Below are 15,062 nucleotides of genomic sequence, written 5' to 3'. Positions count from 1 at the left end.
TCACCGCAGCCGCATCGAAGCTGATCCGGCGTTTCCCGATTGACCTGTAAAGGGTGGCCATGGATATCCAGATTACCCCTAGCGCCGTCGAGAGATTGCGTCAGATTGCACTAAAAGAGGGCGTAGACCCGGATTCTACCTTCCTTCGAATCGCCGTCGTGCCCGGCGGATGCTCGGGGCTCACGTACGACCTCGGCTGGGACACCACACGCCAGGAAACCGACCGCCTGGTGGATGTCGATTCGCTCCAGGTAGTCCTCGACCACCGCAGCTGGCGGTATGTGGAAGGCACCGAGCTGGACTTCAGCGACGGCCTCGAGGGCAAGGGCTTTTTCTTCAATAACCCCCAGGCCGCCCGCACCTGCGCCTGTGGTGAGTCGTTCGGGTTGTAAACTTGAGTTGACGAAAAGGGGACACACCTGTCGGCTCTCCCACTACCGGGATCGGGGATTCAGCGCAGACGCGCCACCCGCTCGCATGGTACACTGTGCACTTCGTTATATATGAAATAACGAGTGCCATCCATTGATCCGGGTCTCCGCCGGCGTTGTTCGGCGGACGCCCGCCCTACATTCATGACTCCAGTACCCGCCGCCTTCCAGAGGGAAGTCCTCGACGCCAGCGCCCGCAAGCCCGTGCTGGTCGATTTCTGGGCGCCCTGGTGCGGCCCCTGCCGCATCCTGGGTCCGACGCTCGAGAAGCTGGCCCACGAGAGCCAGGGCGCCTGGCGACTCGTCAAAATCAACACGGACACCAACCCGGAAGTCGCCCAACATTTTGGCATCCGCGGCATCCCGGCCGTGAAGCTGTTCGTCGACGGCGAAGTCGTGAACGAGTTCGTCGGTGCCCTCCCCGAACACGCCATCCGCCGCTGGCTGGCCGAGTCGATGCCTGCACCCAACAGCACACCATGAAACGCTTCGTCATCGCCGGCGCGCTTGCGAGTGTGCTCGTCGTCGCCTGCCAGTCGCCCGCCCCCACGCCGCCCGCCGAATCCATCACAGCCGATACCCTGCGCTCCCGCGTGGCCATCGAGATCGGCGGGATCGATGCCATGCGGATCGGCCTCGCCGGCACGATCGGTTCCGGGCCGGTGGATGCGGAGACGTTTGCGCGGGTGTGTAAACCCGTAGGGCAACGCGCGGCCGCACTGGCGCAATCGACGGGGTGGGAGGTGCGGCAGATGGCCGGCGTTTGAGCAGGAAAAGTATCCCGAGGATCGGGCATTCGACTTCGCCGCAGGGGATGTGCGCGGGGTGTACAGCGTGTTTGTGGCGGCGCCCTAAGTGGGGATGGATCGGGACGCCGGGAGTCCTATAGGTGGGGCCGTCGAACGATCGCCCATTGTGCCGGAACAGGGCGCAATGTCAAAGGCCACCATAGGGAAAAACTATCTCCGGTCGGACCCACCGAGATCGTTCAGTCGCCAATCATACGGGATGTAGGAAATCGTCGCCGTGGGCGCTATGGGATGAGTTCGAAAGCGGTTGATGTAGTCGATGACTGAGCCCTCGCGGCTAAAATCGGCCTGATACCAGGAGAATAATTCGGATAGATTGAGATCCCCATCGCGGGCCCCATTTTTAATATGTTTGGGGTCGTCGAGCGCCAGCCGGGTACGAACATCGAGCTGCGCATCGATGGTAGCGCCTCGATAGGCGACACTGGTCAGGGAAGGGCATCCGGCCGCGGCGCAAACGAGCACGAAGTGCATTCTTGGATCGGGGTACCGCGCGAAGAGTTCGGTTTTCTCAAGCGTATTGAGGGAGAGCCGCTTGCCTTCGAGCGTGAACGCGGGCCGGTCGAAGAAGTCGAGGACATCCAGCGGCGACGCTATCGGGTAATGGGTCACCACCTGTTGGATGGTGAACAGGTTGTAGGCGTTAATCAGTACCGCCTTTCGATCGGCATCGTCGAGTCGCGCGACGGGAAGGGCTCCGATCAGTGCGATCAGTGCGTCCAGGTCGTTCGGCTTGGCCTGGATCGGACGGTAGGCGACAGAGCCATCATGCACATGCTTCGCCAGGAAACGATCGACTTCATCGTAGAACGTCTCCACCGACTGCGCGGTGGCCTGGCGAACGAAAAGGGTACTCAACGCGATCGACAACAGAAGGAGTACGCGAGTCATGGCGGTTTGTGTGTTAGAGGCAGGCCTTGTTCAAGACATTTGCAACGCATCTGGTAGGGGGATCTGTTAGTATTCCCAATCGTGGTCTCCCAGTATCGGGATGTCCTCCTGCACACGTGGAAACCGGCCAATGGAGGGAGGACGTGTCGCGGCGACGTGCACCACGGAAACGTGGTTGTTATGGATTAGCACCGGACCGTTGTATCGCTGATCGAGCGGGCCATTCTCTAATTTGAGCACGCCTCGGGGGCAGACGGATGCGCAGATGCCGCAGCCCACACACGACGATCGTACGACGTTTTGCCCGCGCTGCGCGTACCAGCGGACGTCGATGCCCATCTCGCAATACGTCGAGCAATTCCCGCACGAAATGCACTGACCGCCGTTGGTCGTGATTCGAAAGCGGGAGAACCACTTCTGAAGCATGCCGAGAATGGCCGCCATGGGGCAGCCGAAGCGACACCACACGCGATTGCCCAGGATCGGATAAAACCCGGTGCGCGCAACGCTTCTACCCTGGTGCCGACCCGTGTACCAGAGCTGGTCGATGCGGCGGTACCCGAGGCCATCCCTCCGGAACTCCGCGCAATCCCCGATAGCGTAGACGCCCGGTACATTGGTCTCCAGAAATTCGTCCACCAGAATGCCGCGCTGGCAGGCGATCGGCGATCCCCGTGCGACGGCTATGTTTGGCGTCACACCCGTGGCCAGGCCGACAAACTGGCAGGGTATCTCCTCGCCCGCGCCCGTTGTTACGCCTCGAACACGATCGCTGGCGTCGCCAGACACTTCCTTGAGTTCGGTTTCGAGTCGAAGATCGATATGATGCGCGCGTATCTCTCGATTGATCATCTCCGATTCTTCCGCCGGCAACAACATATCCATGTAACTCTTCTCGCGAACCAGGAACGAGACCGGTATGCGGCGCGCATGAAGCATCTCCGCCAGTTCAATGCCGATCAGGCTACCGCCTACCACGACGGCTCGTTCGATACCGCGCGTAGTGTCCTCCATCCGTTCGAGATCGGGAAGTCCATAAAGCCCTTGAACGCCACGAAGCTGCTGACCTGGCCAACCAAAAAACTTCGAGACGGAGCCCGTTGCCACGATCAGCACGTCGTACGAAATAGAGCCGTCGCTTTCAAGGGCCAGCAACCGCGCTTCCGTATCGATGGCTACCACGTGATCCCGCAGGAGATCGATCCGATTCTTCTGCCAGAAATCGTTCGCATACGGCCGGGTATCCTCCATACGCAGGTGACCCATAAAGATGTACATGAGGGCCGGCCGCGAGAAGAAATAATCGGTCTCCGAGGAAATTATGGTAATGACATGGTCGCTCCACTTCCGGATGAACCGCGCGGCGGTCACGCCGGCAACCCCGTTTCCGATGATGACTACCCGCTTTTTGATTGAATCCATGTGTTCGCCCGTATTTGGCGACATAGTCGTTGCAATTACGGGGAATCGCCTAATAAAAAAAATAATTTTACGGCGATCACATGCATATGTGAGGGATGTTTGGCTCGTATGTGATGGATAGGCGGCTATTGGGGTCGATAAGCAGCCCGCGCTTTATATAAGCAGTCTACGGCGGAGTCACATCCGGGCGGGGGATGGCCGAAAGGAGCGCAATAGGGCACTTTTAGGCACCGTGCCCGCATAGTCATGTGATAGACAAGCACGGTCCTCAACGAGTATGTTATGATCGCCCCTCTTCCACGCGCCCTGTCCGAAGTTCTCTGGTTGGACGGCACTCCACATCCCCCTCCAAGCCGTCTCCTGCCGACGGAACAGGCAGCATGGCCACCCTAAAGAGGGTCAATCGGATCCTCGAAACGAGAATAACCAATGATCAGCAGCAAGCTACTAGCCACATTCATCCCCCATCCCAGCCGACTCCGGGTTCTCGCGCTCCTTCTGGCGCTGGCGACGGTGAGCGGGGGGTGTTATACCCACCGGTGGACGACACCACAGGGCGAGGCGGGCCTGGCGCCGCCCCCCTCGGAAATCGCGGCCCTTTTCGCCCAGCACCAGGGCGTGATCAAGATCGATATGGTCGATCCGCGGCTTACGTACGCGTTCGATCCCGGCGAAATCGATGCGTTCAGGTTATCCGATCAGCCGGGCCTCCATTTCGACCGCGTGCAAATGACGCTGCGCGAGAGGATGGCGCCCGGGCAGGTGGTCGTCGATTTTACGTTCACCGACGAATTGGGCAATCAAATCCGAGTGCCGGAAGTCGACATCATGCGGCTTCTCCCGCGGATTGACACAAAGGGAAGCGCCCAGTACGCGGAATATCTGCTCGAGGAGTATGAGCGAACAGGCGTCACGTTTCGCCACGAACACAGCGAATTCGCCGTAGTCGCCTCGGGAAAGGATGAAACGCCGGCACTTCGAGACGCGCTGGGTCGCGCCTATCGCGTGGGCATTTTTAATAACTGCCTCGACCCCGGCAAGTGGGAATTCATCCTCACGTCCGAGGATTATAGCGACTTCGAACAGCGGCTCGACAGCGACACCTACCTGGACCAGAACCGCATTCTCGGCCACAGCTGGTTCTACATGCATCCCGACCTGTATCAATTGATGCTGGCCATGAAGAACCCCGGGTTTGAGTTCGATCCTCGTATCGCACTCGACTACATGGCGCTCGCGGAGAAAGCCAAGACTTCGCAGATCGACTTCAATGAGTTCCGGACCCTGGGAAAAACGCATCGGGCCAAAATCGTCGAACTCGGCTACAAGTCGAACCGACCGCTGGTTGAGCCGATCGGCGAGCAATATTACAAATTCGGCCTGAACCTGTTCATGAATCGCGATAACTACGCGACGTATGCGGACCTGATCAAGGCGCCCGTCTATCTCGCGCAATTCATGGATCGGGGCTACTACAACCCGGAGCAGCCTAAGGTATACAACTACTGGTTCACCGACCGGCTGAATGAGATACGGGTCAGCAGCATCGACCAGCCCGATTCGGACTGTTACGTGGAAATCGAGATTGACGGCGCTGAAGTACCCTACAAACTCACCTTTGGCAACCTCGACCTGGCGCTACTGAACGAGCAGAGTTACGCCTCGCTGCGCTTCGGGGTGAATCCGTACCCGATTAGCCGACGGCATTCGCCGGTCATGAATACGATCGAATACGATAGTGACACGATTCCAGATCGGCTGAAGCCCTACATGTTCTTCACGAACAAAGAAACGGGCCTCTTCGAGAACAACATCGATCTCGGCGTCGAAATGGTGTATATCGGATGGGATGATTTCGACAATAACATCCTCGAGATTTACCTCGTTTCTTACGAACGCATCACCCCCGTGTGGGTGGCTAAAGTAAAGCTGACGAACGAGATGACGGACCGGATTCGCGTCCGCCGGAATCTCTACACCTACTAACACGTCGACGTTAAGCGCCGCCCATGTAGGGACACGATACATCGTGTCCCTACGTTAAGCGCCGCCCATGTACGGACACGATACATCGTGTCCCTACGTTAAGCGCCGCCCATGTACGGACACGATACATCGTGTCCCTACGTTAAGCGCCGCCGATGTACGTCCTCCCGTCGCTTGTTCCAAACCGGGTCTTCCACCGAAAAGGCGCTCCTCCTGCAAGCGGAGGAGCGCCTTTCGCCCGGCTCGGCCCATGCACGCTTTTTTTCTAGTCATTCAGATTTCCAACACGATCATGAAGTACTGCAACTATATCCTTGCCCTGGTCCTCCTGATGATCGGCGCCCAGCTGATGCCAGCGAACGCCCAGGAATTCCGTACTCGATATCAAAAACCGCAACGGACGTTCTTGTATATCCAGGGTAATCTCCATGCGGGGAGCGACACGAAAGAACCGGGCTCCCAGATCGACGATAAATCGTACAGGGGATTTTCGAGCCGCGGCCCTGCAACCCAGGTCTCCTTCGAACTCTTTAGTCGAATGGAACGGCGCATTCAGACCGGCTACACACGGCATATCATGCCAAACGCGTGGAATGCCAAGTTCTTCGTCCAGGCGAGCCCCATTTCGAATGAAAACTGGCAGGATGTGGGACTGTCGTTGCGGCTGGATAACACGTGGGTGAATTTCAGCACGAAATGGGACCGGACGCAATTCCGTGTCGGTCACCAGTCGATCCCCTTCGGCCATAACCCGCGTATCGATGGCAATATGAGCTTCCTGCCAAACCAGTCCGGGACCGATATCGGGCTTGGAACGGATACGGGGATCATGCTGCGGACCGGCCTCTCGCCTTTACTCGACATCGAAGTGGCGGCGACGGCTGGCGGCTTCCTGTCGGGGCCGCTGCTCAGCGGCAACATGGCGGAAGGGCAGGACTTGACCGTCGACCACGCCATCAAGTACCGAGGAAGCTGGCTGGGCACGGCTCACGTAGGGACGCCGACGTTTTACCGCAACGAATTTGGCGTGTTTGCGGCGATCGGTCGGCTCCATCGGTTCACGGGCGCGATGCCTTTTGTTGGGCGTATCGGAGCGAATTGGATCGTAAAGGGGCGCGAGTCCTGGAAGCTCGTCAACCAGGTCAATATGGGCTTTAATAACCCAAACGTGCCCGAGCAGAACACATTTGCCGTGTTTAATGTGCTGAACAGCGTAGAGCTGTTCGCGCATGCCTTCCTGCGCTTCGGCGTCACCAACGTGTGGCGTTTCGAAGACCGGTCGTTGTCCGACGGAAGTCATCCAATCGGCGGTACGCTCCTCGGTTCGTTATCCATCCCGATCACACGGACGAGCCGGCTCCGAATCAATCCGTTTCTGGAATATGTCGATACGGCGGGCAAGCTTGATCAGGGCGTCATGTTCCAGGTGTGTATGAACTGTGGGCTGATCAAATAACCCCCCGCGATACGGGTAGTCCAATTGGCGGCACGGGCGGGATTCGAGAGAGAACCAGGGCGAGGACGGTTTCGCATCTTCGCAAAGAGTCTCTGGATCTCGGCCGTGCTGCCCTTGGCTTCCGGCGCCTGTGAGGAGAAGAAGTTGAGCGTCTCAAGTGGCCCTTGAGAGCAATGAACGCATCAATTTCGCTGCGCACGCATGTACCGCATCGCTTCAATCCCGGCGCTCCCACTCAATTCGATCCCCCTCGATGATCCCATGGCTGTCCGCGAATCCGGCCGGCGTTTCCAGCACGAACCGGGCGGGGAGATTCGAGAGGACGGGCTCGGGCGAAAGGGGACGGGTGTAGCGGGCGATGGAAACGATCTCACCGGTCGTGTTGGCGAAAAATAGATCCAGCGCGAGGGGCGTGTTCGCCATCCAGAAGCTCTGGGGTTCTTCGGACGGCATCAGGAATAACATCCCGGATAGATCGGGCAGGGAGATGCGCTGCATCAGGCCGCGAACGATGGCGGAGTCGGTGTCCGCGATTTCAATCGCGATGGTGAGCAGTTCTTCCTCGCCCCGGGTGAACCTCACCGTACCGTCGTTCCGGAACGGGATGGAGGCCGCCGCCGGCGCCTCGGCGGGCGGGGTGTCCGAAGGGGCGCAGCCAGCGGCCAACGCGACGACGAGGAGGAGCAGGCCGGCAAAAGAAAAGAGCTTCATCGGGTGTCGGGCTTTAGGGTGTGTTGACATTCGGCATGGAAGAGCGCGAAATCGGCGGAAAGACGCCTGCCTCGTTGATTGTCGACACACCCTAACGTTGATCGGGAGGGACGCGCCGCCAGCGCACGGATGCCGTGCTGTCGATGCCGTTGCGGGCGGTGAAGCCGGCGCGCACCTCGAGCACGTACTGGGCCGGCGCGGTCGATACAATCGTGCTTTCGGAAAACGGCAACGTGCGCTCGACGATATTGACGACCGACGAATCCGCCCCGATAAACACAAGGTCGAGGGGCAGCGGCGTATTCTTCATCCAGAACGACTGGATTTTCTCTTCATTACTCAGGAATAACATCCCCCCCTTCGCCGGCAACGACCGGCGCTGCATCAGCCCGCGCGCCCGGGCGGAGTCGCCCTCGGCGATCTCGATGACCAGGGTGGTGATCACCCCGCCGTCGGGGCGCAAGACCTCCAGGATCCCGTCGGCGCGGAAGGGGATGTCGGTCTGGATCACGGGTTCGTCGCTGCCACCGCAGCCGGCGAACAGGCCGAAGGCCATCATGCTGATGAGGAAGAACCGGCGTTTCAGGTGGATGGACGTCATGGATACAAACACAGGGTCAGGCGAGGAGGGCGTCGGTCACTTCGGTCCAATGGGTTCTACCGAGCAATGTCAGGCGCAGGTTCTGGTTGCGAATCGGCTCGATGAGGCCGCCGGCTTCGAGGCGGGCGAGGGCCTCCAACCGTTCCGTCAACACATCGACCCCGTACTGCGTTTCCAGCCGGCGCAAGTTAACGCCGGCGGAGGTGCTGAGCTGGAAGAGCAGAAACTCCTCCCCGAGGGTGTCCAGGTCGACGGTCGTGCGGGTGTTCACGGGCAGTTGCCGCTGCAGGAGCAGATCGGTATACCGCCGAAACTCACGCACATTGTCCCATCGGTGCGCGCGGGTGTACGACGTCCCGTGCCACCAGAACGAATGCGCCCCCGGCCCGATGCCCAGCACGTGGCCGTGGTTGGCCACCAGCTGGTGAAACTGGCTGTGGGCCTCGCCCCGGGTAAAACTCGTCAGCAGATACGGTTCGTATCCATTGTCGCGAAGATATCGGGCGCCGGTGTCGTACCGGTAGGTCCACTCGGGGTCGGCGAAGGGAAGATTCAGGTTGCGGGCCCACTGCGCCGGCGGGGCATCGTCCGCCACAGCCGCCTCCGGCGTGGCGAATACCAGATGGGGGATCGTCAACGTCAGCGCACGCTGGAGGTTGGCCATCCAGTATTCCTCGGGCTGATCCGGCATCCCGAATGCAAACTCGACAGACAGGGCCTCGAAGCCGGCCGCCCGGGCGCGTTCGATGCCCTGGAGGACGCGCTCGCCATCGGCCGGCAACCCGAGCATCGTCCGGTCGTCCCGGAAAAAGGAGCCGACCTTCAGGTGGAGCCGGTTGATGCCCAGCGCTTCGTAGGTGCGCAGCGTATCGCGTTCGAGCGTCTCGGGGTCGGCATCGAGTGTGCATTCGGTCATCGCGGCAGTGTCGTAATGCGCGATGACGGCCTCGACAACGGCGCCGAGTTCATCATCCAGCAGGTCGCCCGGGTGGCCGGCAAGATACAGGGCCTCGATGGTTTCGTTTTTCGCGAGGGCCTCGCCGTAATAGGCCAGCTCGTTGGTGATGGCCTGGACGAGACGGGTCACGGGACCGCGTTCCGGCCGGGCGACGCGCGCGGCGGCGGTGATGGATAAACGGGGGATATGGAGATAAATGCCGGCCATGAAGGGGTGCGTGCAACGGATCGCGCAAGAGTGCGCCCCGCGTCATACCTTTGAGTCCGAAATTGGTTACCCGACGTACAGGAAGCCCTATGCTCGATCTGCTGGCCGTGCAGGAGCAACTGCAGGAGTACCACCGGTTTCAGGTGGAAGAGGAAGAGGCGCGAGTCTCCCGGATGACGCGCGCCATGGGGGTGCTGTACGCGAGCTCGGCGGATTGGGAGGCGCTCGCCGGCGTGGTCGACCGCCAGCCGCCCGGCCGGCTGCTCGTCCATCTCACCGGAGACCCAGCGGCCGCCATCGCCCCCGACCCGCGTCCGCCCGCCGTCACCGTCGCGGCGACGGACGGATCACAAATCTACCCGGATCGCCACCAGGAGCCGACCTGTTTTCTGCTCAACGTTAGCCGGATCGTGTTTCACTACGGCACGCTCGAGCCGCCGGTGATGGCGTCCCACCCCCACGTCAAGTTCCGCGCGCGGGAGGTGGCGGACCTCGCCGGCGACGGGTACGAGACGGCGAGCGAGGATGTGGTTTCTGCCCTGCGGGACGAACTCGAACTCACTGAATTGCTTGATGCCGCGCGCGAGGCGCAGGTGGCCGGCCGGCCGATCCTGGCGGTGTCGGACGGCACGCTCATCCGCTGGATGCTGCGTGGTCTGCGGAACCGCGCCCTCGAACAACGCCTCATCGCCGGCTTCACGGATACACTGGCGGGGTTTCGCGAGGCCGGCATCCCCATCTGCTCGTACATCAGCTTCCCCGCCAACACGGAAATCGCCCACACGCTCGGCATCTATATGGAGGCCTTCGAACAGGCCCCGGACGCGCGTCAGCTGGACGGGCTGCTGGATCAGTGGATCTTCGCCCGCCATCTCGCCCCCGGCCAACGCTCGGCGCTGTTTGGTTCTCAATCCCATATCCAGCGCGAATACCCGATCGACGACCAGATCCATTTCTTCTACATGAAGACCGAAACGCCCGCCGGCGCGCCAGAGATCGCCCGGGTCGAGCTTCCGTACTGGGTGGCGCGGCAGCCGGAAACCGTCGCGCTGGTGCATAGTGTGTTGCTGGACGAGTGTCGGAAGGGGCGGGGGTACCCGATGATCCTGTCCGAAGCCCACGAGCAGGCGGTCGTCCGTACCGCCGACAGGGCGCTGTTTTATGAGATGCTGGATGGGATGATGGCGCGCGCCGGCCACGTTTCCGCCGGCTCCATGAAACGCGCGTCCAAACAACAGCCGCTGGTATAATTAATTTGCTGATATGCCCAATACGTTCGACACCCCCCGCCTCGCCGAAGTGATTGCCGCCAGCACGGGGGCCTATACCGCCGAGGTCATCCGCGACGCGGAAGCGCCGGCCCTGGGCGCCTGGGTCGCCGCGATGGGGAGCGATGGCGGCGTGACGCTGGGGGTGGTAGGGTATCTGGAGCGCGGAAGCGTGGCGCCGAACCGCCGGGCGGTGGCGCTCGGGCGAGACGCCGAGTCGCTCCAGCGTGAAATGCCGCAGGTGTTGGAGTTGCTGCGGACGACGATCGACGTCCAACTCGTGGCTCATGTGGATGTCGCCGGCACGGTTCGCCAGACGCTGCCGCCGTTTCCACCGGCAATCCATGCCTTCGTCCACGCGGTGTCGCGGGAAACCCTTCAGCAGATCGGAGCGCCCTTCGACTTTCTACGCACGCTTTCCGCCCGAATCGACGCGGCCGTGCCGGCAGAAGACCTGATCGCCGCCGTCCTGCGCGCCCTCCACGCTGCGCGTCCACCCATGGATCGTCATGCCATGCTCGTACGGGCCGGGCGGGTGCTGAGCCGGCTTTATCGGGATGACCACGAACGGCTTCAGGCTATCCTTCGGAGAATCTGAAGTCCGTCGCGTTCAGTTGCCGAAAATGAGACCCACACGGAACGGAAGAATAAACTGTACCGCCGTGGCGCCGACGACGACCGCCGGGTTGATCTCATAGAAAAACGACGACTCCTGCAACAGCTGCACGCGCCCGATCCCGAAATGGATGCTGGGTCCACTCTCGTTGCTATTGCTGTTCTGGGAGAGAGGCACGTAGGCGCCGAGCCCGGCGAGGAGGTAAATCTCGGCGTCGGATGCGGTCGATGGGAGGTTGATGATCCCCGAGAGCTGGGGATCAAACACGAACGACGCGTCATCCCGTCCCCGAAGCACGAAACCCGTGAACCCCATCCCGATCGCCAGGGAGAAATCACTGTTGATCGGAGAGGAGACGCGTCCACGGAACCCGAGTCCAAACCCCTTGTCCACGCTCATGGCCATGTTCAAGCCGATGCCGAACCGGGTCTGAATGGTGCCCTGCGCCAGGGCCGTCCGATTCGCCAGAACGGCAACAAGGAGAAACAGCAGGGCGATACACGCAACGTAACGGCTTCGCTTCATGCGATGGGTGATCTATATAAACGTGATTTGATGCGTTGGCAAAAGGCCGAAGCGCCAGCAACGATCCGGCCGGAACTGGTTCCTTAAAAGCGGGAACCGCCCGCAAGTTGCTGGAAGGTACGAATGGTGCCCCATCTCCGAAACATGCGGATCGGTTTCGGGATCAGAATAAGAAAAGTTTGGGCGCTTCCCCGTCGCTCCGTGGAGATTGCGTAACCCGGACCGTATACTACCGTAGATGTACCATTTTGGACATCGCCATGTAGCCTATTTTTAACCTTTGCCTGAATCGCTGTCGCATGGCTGCCATCCCGATCCTCCTTATCATCTTTGGGTTCGTGGGCTTCATTGTGAAATGGGCCATGGATCACGAGCAAGAAAAACTGCGCATCAAGAACGGCCAGTCCTCGGGCAATACCCTGACGGAGAGTGAACTCAAGCGACTCATCCAGCAGGCGGTGGACGAGGCCGTCGAGCCCCTCTGGGAACGCCTGGACCGGATATCGCCTGAAACGGCCGAGGCGTTTGAACGGCCCTCTCCGCGGCTTCTCGATTCGTTCAGCGAGCAGGAAGACGAGGAGGAGCAACCGGCGCCTCGTCCCCGGCTCCGCGCCCGCTGAGGCCGGCCCTCGATAACCAACCCCCCTTCATCACTTCGCGTTCGTCTCGTTACATGGAACCCGTCTTTATCGTCGCCATCGTATTCGGCACGTTGCTCGCCATGACCAAGATGAGCATCGATCACGCCCGTTGGAAGCTATCGAACCGGCAGCGACCCGAGTTGCCGGCCGGCAGTGCCTCGGGGGATAGCCTCACGACGAGTGAACTGCGCCAGCTCATTGAACAGGCGGTCGAACACGCCAACCAGCCGCTTCGCCAGCGGATCGACGAGTTGGAGGAAGAACTCGTAGTCCGCCGCACCCTGCCACCTGCATCGCCGCACTCGGCCTGAGGCAGGCTTCAAACCGTATAGATCTATGCCTGAAGAGATTCTTATCCTGTCCGTCATCGCCATCTCCGCGAGCACCTTCATCATCACCCGGCTGCTCAAGGTCTGGATGGCGCACGTCAGCAGCCGTTCGAGCGCTACGACGCCTTCCGGCGCGAGCCTCACGTCGGGTGAGCTGGAGCAAATGCTCATGAGGGTAAGCGAAGAGGCCAACGCGCCGTTACTTGCCCGAATCGAAAGCCTCGAGCGACGCCTCACGACGCCGGCGCCCCGCCTCCCATCCCCGGCTCAAACGCTGTTGCTCGACGAGCCCGAGCAGCCGCAGGACCTCGCCGGCACACTGGCCTCCAGCCGCGGTCGCCGCTCGGTCACCTGAATCCGTTTCCCGTACGCCCATGCCCGAGGAAATTTTTATCATCATCGTGGTTTCCATCCTTGCCGGGACGTTTTCGGGAATCGTGAAGATGGTGCTGGAGTTCATGAAGATGCGCCAGGGCACACTTCCTAGCGGGAGCGCGGCCGATTCGATGACGGCGAGTGAACTGGAGCGGCTCCTCGAAAAAGCGGTCCGACAGGGTACCACCAAGCTGTCCGAACGTCTCGAGGCCATCGAAGAGCGCCTGGAGATCCCTCCACAAAAGACGCCCAGGCTAAACGCCGGCCGCCTGGATCTGCCGGCGGACGACCCCCTTCCCGCAGAGGACGCCCTGCCCGCGACACGCAAACGCTCCCGCGCCTGACCCTTCGTCAGCCCGCCCGCAGGCTCTGCCACCACGCGTCGAGCGCCAGCCACCAGTCAAGTTCGGCGGCTCGGGCGTGCCGGCCCTCGTAATAGCCGTCGATCAGTTCCAGAAGAGCCGAATAGTCATAGCGCCCATCCTCCCGAACTTCCTGGGTCCGGACGCGCTCCCGTATCACCGTTTCCAGGTGGCGGAGCACGCGCGTACGGATGGATGCAGACGTCTCGGGCCGCAGCCACCGGCCCATTTCCGTCCACAGATACGCCGGCAGTGGTGGGAGCGCAAACGGGTAGCTGTGCGCTCCCTTGATGAGGGGAAATTGAGCCAGCACCGGTTGATGCGTTCGAATCAATTCTCGGAACAGCCTCCCGTGCCGGCGGCGCTCGATGGGCGTGGCAAACAACGCACGAAGCAGTGACGGCTGCGCGAACGGCATGTAGTTCAGGATGTGTCCGTCCAGCCGGTTCTGTTCGTAGCCGAAGAAGTTGGGCAACCGCGCCCGGATAGCGAGCAGGTCTATGGCGTCGTCGATGCACAGGGCCGGCGGCAGTGCCTGTGTCGCGGCGTCGATTTCGCGGCGAACGCCCGCACGCAGCCGCACGCGCAGCTCCTCCGAAAACACATCCACCCGATGGAGTCGCAGGAAGGGGGCGATCCGGTCCGGGTCCCGCCGGGACACCGCGTCCCGCCCGCGCAGACGCAACCGGTTGAGGTATTGCTGGCGCGCGACCTCCCCAAAGCCGCCATCGATCATCCAGCGTCCCCGGTCGTGCAGGATTCCGAACGACTGCAACCCCAGCACGGACGACGCCGGTGAAACCGCGTGGGTGGACGCCATGTGGTCACGCAAGAGGCGCGTGCACGTGTCGGGGTCTGGGAAAGGGGGAGCGATGACATCGATCGGGGTCGATAACGCGCCGGCGAGCCGCCGCGCCATCGCGGCGTCGCGGTGGTCCGCATCGCCGAAGGTGTGCACGTGCACGGGACGCCGGCGGGTGCGCAGGGCGAGCAGCAGGCGGGAGTCCAGGCCACCCGAAAGTCCGAGCGAGAGGGTGCGACCGGGAGGGTCTTCCGGGAGGACCAGCGCCGTCAGTCGTTTCTCGAAGGCCGTTGGATCGGGCGGTGAATCCGGCGGCGACCAGGGGCGATCGGTGACGGAAAGGGCGCCGGCCTTCCAGCGCAGGGTCCCGCCGGCTCCGAGGCGTTCGACGCCGGCCAGCAAGGCGTGTTGGGAGAGCTGATTCACGAGCAACCAGTGGGCGCCGAACGCGGCGTCATCGAGCGCGCGGCGGTCGGTCAGCGCCGCCATAGTGTCCAGGCGCGTGGCGAGGTAGAGCGTCGAGCCCACGGCCGCGCGGTAGAGGGTGCGGAGCCCGAGGGCGTCGGTGAAGGCGGAGATGGCGCCGGCGGGCTCCGAGGCATCCCATCGGAGGGCGACAAAGTGGCCGTCGAGGTCGTCCAGCGCTGGATCGGCGGCGAGGAGAAGACGCTG

General features: G+C 61.6%; 18 protein-coding genes. 11 read left to right on the top strand and 7 right to left on the bottom strand.

Annotation, left to right across the window (positions count from 1 at the left end; genetic code table 11):
* Nucleotides 1-59: 59 nt before the first annotated feature.
* From SH809_03510 to SH809_03500, 3 genes are all read left to right on the top strand, one after another.
* Nucleotides 60-392, top strand: a complete 333-nt coding sequence (locus tag SH809_03510) for an iron-sulfur cluster assembly accessory protein (GenBank protein ID MDZ4698753.1) — start codon at nt 60-62, stop codon at nt 390-392.
* Between the two features lie 183 nt (nt 393-575).
* Nucleotides 576-914, top strand: a complete 339-nt coding sequence (gene trxA / locus SH809_03505) for a thioredoxin (GenBank protein MDZ4698752.1) — start codon at nt 576-578, stop codon at nt 912-914.
* Nucleotides 911-1,198, top strand: coding sequence for a hypothetical protein (locus SH809_03500; protein MDZ4698751.1), 288 nt, complete (start codon nt 911-913; stop codon nt 1,196-1,198). The genes trxA and SH809_03500 overlap by 4 nt, the downstream gene beginning before the upstream one ends.
* 192 nt (nt 1,199-1,390) lie before the next feature.
* On the opposite strand, the gene SH809_03495 is transcribed toward SH809_03500, so the two are convergent.
* Together SH809_03495 and SH809_03490 are read right to left on the bottom strand one after the other, a co-directional pair.
* Nucleotides 1,391-2,131, bottom strand: coding sequence for a DUF547 domain-containing protein (locus SH809_03495; GenBank protein MDZ4698750.1), 741 nt, complete (start codon nt 2,129-2,131; stop codon nt 1,391-1,393).
* Nucleotides 2,132-2,197: 66 nt separating this feature from the next.
* Entirely contained in the window at nt 2,198-3,553 is a 1,356-nt protein-coding gene (locus SH809_03490) for an FAD-dependent oxidoreductase (protein MDZ4698749.1), read from the bottom strand.
* Nucleotides 3,554-3,982: 429 nt separating this feature from the next.
* Between SH809_03490 and SH809_03485 the strand changes: the two genes are divergently transcribed.
* Nucleotides 3,983-5,539, top strand: a complete 1,557-nt coding sequence (locus SH809_03485; GenBank protein ID MDZ4698748.1) for a hypothetical protein — start codon at nt 3,983-3,985, stop codon at nt 5,537-5,539.
* 292 nt (nt 5,540-5,831) lie between these two features.
* Nucleotides 5,832-6,995, top strand: a complete 1,164-nt coding sequence (locus tag SH809_03480; protein MDZ4698747.1) for a hypothetical protein — start codon at nt 5,832-5,834, stop codon at nt 6,993-6,995.
* A 216-nt stretch (nt 6,996-7,211) separates the two neighbouring features.
* Here SH809_03480 and SH809_03475 read toward each other — a convergent pair whose 3' ends face one another.
* The 3 genes from SH809_03475 to SH809_03465 all read right to left on the bottom strand — a co-directional run bounded on the left by SH809_03475 (nt 7,212) and on the right by SH809_03465 (nt 9,472).
* Nucleotides 7,212-7,706, bottom strand: a complete 495-nt coding sequence (locus SH809_03475; protein MDZ4698746.1) for a DUF192 domain-containing protein — start codon at nt 7,704-7,706, stop codon at nt 7,212-7,214.
* Nucleotides 7,707-7,797: 91 nt separating this feature from the next.
* A complete protein-coding gene (locus tag SH809_03470; GenBank protein MDZ4698745.1) occupies nt 7,798-8,307 on the bottom strand; it encodes a DUF192 domain-containing protein in 510 nt (169 codons plus the stop codon).
* Nucleotides 8,308-8,323: 16 nt separating this feature from the next.
* A complete protein-coding gene (locus SH809_03465; protein MDZ4698744.1) occupies nt 8,324-9,472 on the bottom strand; it encodes a coproporphyrinogen III oxidase family protein in 1,149 nt (382 codons plus the stop codon).
* Between the two features lie 89 nt (nt 9,473-9,561).
* Here SH809_03465 and SH809_03460 point away from each other — a divergent pair, with 89 nt between their 5' ends.
* A complete protein-coding gene (locus SH809_03460; protein MDZ4698743.1) occupies nt 9,562-10,722 on the top strand; it encodes a DNA double-strand break repair nuclease NurA in 1,161 nt (386 codons plus the stop codon).
* Nucleotides 10,723-10,735: 13 nt separating this feature from the next.
* Entirely contained in the window at nt 10,736-11,338 is a 603-nt protein-coding gene (locus SH809_03455) for a hypothetical protein (protein MDZ4698742.1), read from the top strand.
* A 12-nt stretch (nt 11,339-11,350) separates the two neighbouring features.
* On the opposite strand, the gene SH809_03450 is transcribed toward SH809_03455, so the two are convergent.
* Complete coding sequence (locus SH809_03450) at nt 11,351-11,881, bottom strand: hypothetical protein (GenBank protein MDZ4698741.1); 531 nt, start codon at nt 11,879-11,881, stop codon at nt 11,351-11,353.
* Nucleotides 11,882-12,180: 299 nt separating this feature from the next.
* Here SH809_03450 and SH809_03445 point away from each other — a divergent pair, with 299 nt between their 5' ends.
* From SH809_03445 to SH809_03430, 4 genes are read left to right on the top strand one after another with little or no spacing between them, the layout of a single operon-like run.
* Nucleotides 12,181-12,501: a hypothetical protein gene (locus tag SH809_03445; GenBank protein MDZ4698740.1), complete on the top strand. Its 321-nt coding sequence runs from the start codon at nt 12,181-12,183 to the stop codon at nt 12,499-12,501.
* 53 nt (nt 12,502-12,554) lie between these two features.
* Nucleotides 12,555-12,833 (top strand): hypothetical protein, encoded by a 279-nt coding sequence (locus SH809_03440; GenBank protein ID MDZ4698739.1) that lies wholly within the window; start codon nt 12,555-12,557, stop codon nt 12,831-12,833.
* 25 nt (nt 12,834-12,858) lie between these two features.
* A complete protein-coding gene (locus SH809_03435; GenBank protein ID MDZ4698738.1) occupies nt 12,859-13,206 on the top strand; it encodes a hypothetical protein in 348 nt (115 codons plus the stop codon).
* Nucleotides 13,207-13,225: 19 nt separating this feature from the next.
* On the top strand, nt 13,226-13,570 hold the full coding sequence (locus tag SH809_03430; protein MDZ4698737.1) for a hypothetical protein: 345 nt from the start codon (nt 13,226-13,228) through the stop codon (nt 13,568-13,570).
* A 7-nt stretch (nt 13,571-13,577) separates the two neighbouring features.
* Here SH809_03430 and SH809_03425 read toward each other — a convergent pair.
* A partial coding sequence (locus SH809_03425) for a hypothetical protein (protein ID MDZ4698736.1) occupies nt 13,578-15,062 on the bottom strand: 1,485 nt, incomplete at its 5' end.

The sequence above is a fragment of the Rhodothermales bacterium genome (genome assembly GCA_034439735.1).
Classification (GTDB): domain Bacteria; phylum Bacteroidota; class Rhodothermia; order Rhodothermales; family JAHQVL01; genus JAWKNW01.
This window is presented reverse-complemented; position numbering and strand designations above follow the sequence as displayed.

Coding starts and splice junctions, on each gene's coding strand:
- SH809_03510 (MDZ4698753.1), top strand. CDS start 60: ATGGATATCCAGATTACCCCTAGCGCCGTCGAGAGATTGCGTCAGATT.
- trxA (MDZ4698752.1), top strand. CDS start 576: ATGACTCCAGTACCCGCCGCCTTCCAGAGGGAAGTCCTCGACGCCAGC.
- SH809_03500 (MDZ4698751.1), top strand. CDS start 911: ATGAAACGCTTCGTCATCGCCGGCGCGCTTGCGAGTGTGCTCGTCGTC.
- SH809_03495 (MDZ4698750.1), bottom strand. CDS start 2,131: ATGACTCGCGTACTCCTTCTGTTGTCGATCGCGTTGAGTACCCTTTTC.
- SH809_03490 (MDZ4698749.1), bottom strand. CDS start 3,553: ATGGATTCAATCAAAAAGCGGGTAGTCATCATCGGAAACGGGGTTGCC.
- SH809_03485 (MDZ4698748.1), top strand. CDS start 3,983: ATGATCAGCAGCAAGCTACTAGCCACATTCATCCCCCATCCCAGCCGA.
- SH809_03480 (MDZ4698747.1), top strand. CDS start 5,832: ATGAAGTACTGCAACTATATCCTTGCCCTGGTCCTCCTGATGATCGGC.
- SH809_03475 (MDZ4698746.1), bottom strand. CDS start 7,706: ATGAAGCTCTTTTCTTTTGCCGGCCTGCTCCTCCTCGTCGTCGCGTTG.
- SH809_03470 (MDZ4698745.1), bottom strand. CDS start 8,307: ATGACGTCCATCCACCTGAAACGCCGGTTCTTCCTCATCAGCATGATG.
- SH809_03465 (MDZ4698744.1), bottom strand. CDS start 9,472: ATGGCCGGCATTTATCTCCATATCCCCCGTTTATCCATCACCGCCGCC.
- SH809_03460 (MDZ4698743.1), top strand. CDS start 9,562: ATGCTCGATCTGCTGGCCGTGCAGGAGCAACTGCAGGAGTACCACCGG.
- SH809_03455 (MDZ4698742.1), top strand. CDS start 10,736: ATGCCCAATACGTTCGACACCCCCCGCCTCGCCGAAGTGATTGCCGCC.
- SH809_03450 (MDZ4698741.1), bottom strand. CDS start 11,881: ATGAAGCGAAGCCGTTACGTTGCGTGTATCGCCCTGCTGTTTCTCCTT.
- SH809_03445 (MDZ4698740.1), top strand. CDS start 12,181: ATGGCTGCCATCCCGATCCTCCTTATCATCTTTGGGTTCGTGGGCTTC.
- SH809_03440 (MDZ4698739.1), top strand. CDS start 12,555: ATGGAACCCGTCTTTATCGTCGCCATCGTATTCGGCACGTTGCTCGCC.
- SH809_03435 (MDZ4698738.1), top strand. CDS start 12,859: ATGCCTGAAGAGATTCTTATCCTGTCCGTCATCGCCATCTCCGCGAGC.
- SH809_03430 (MDZ4698737.1), top strand. CDS start 13,226: ATGCCCGAGGAAATTTTTATCATCATCGTGGTTTCCATCCTTGCCGGG.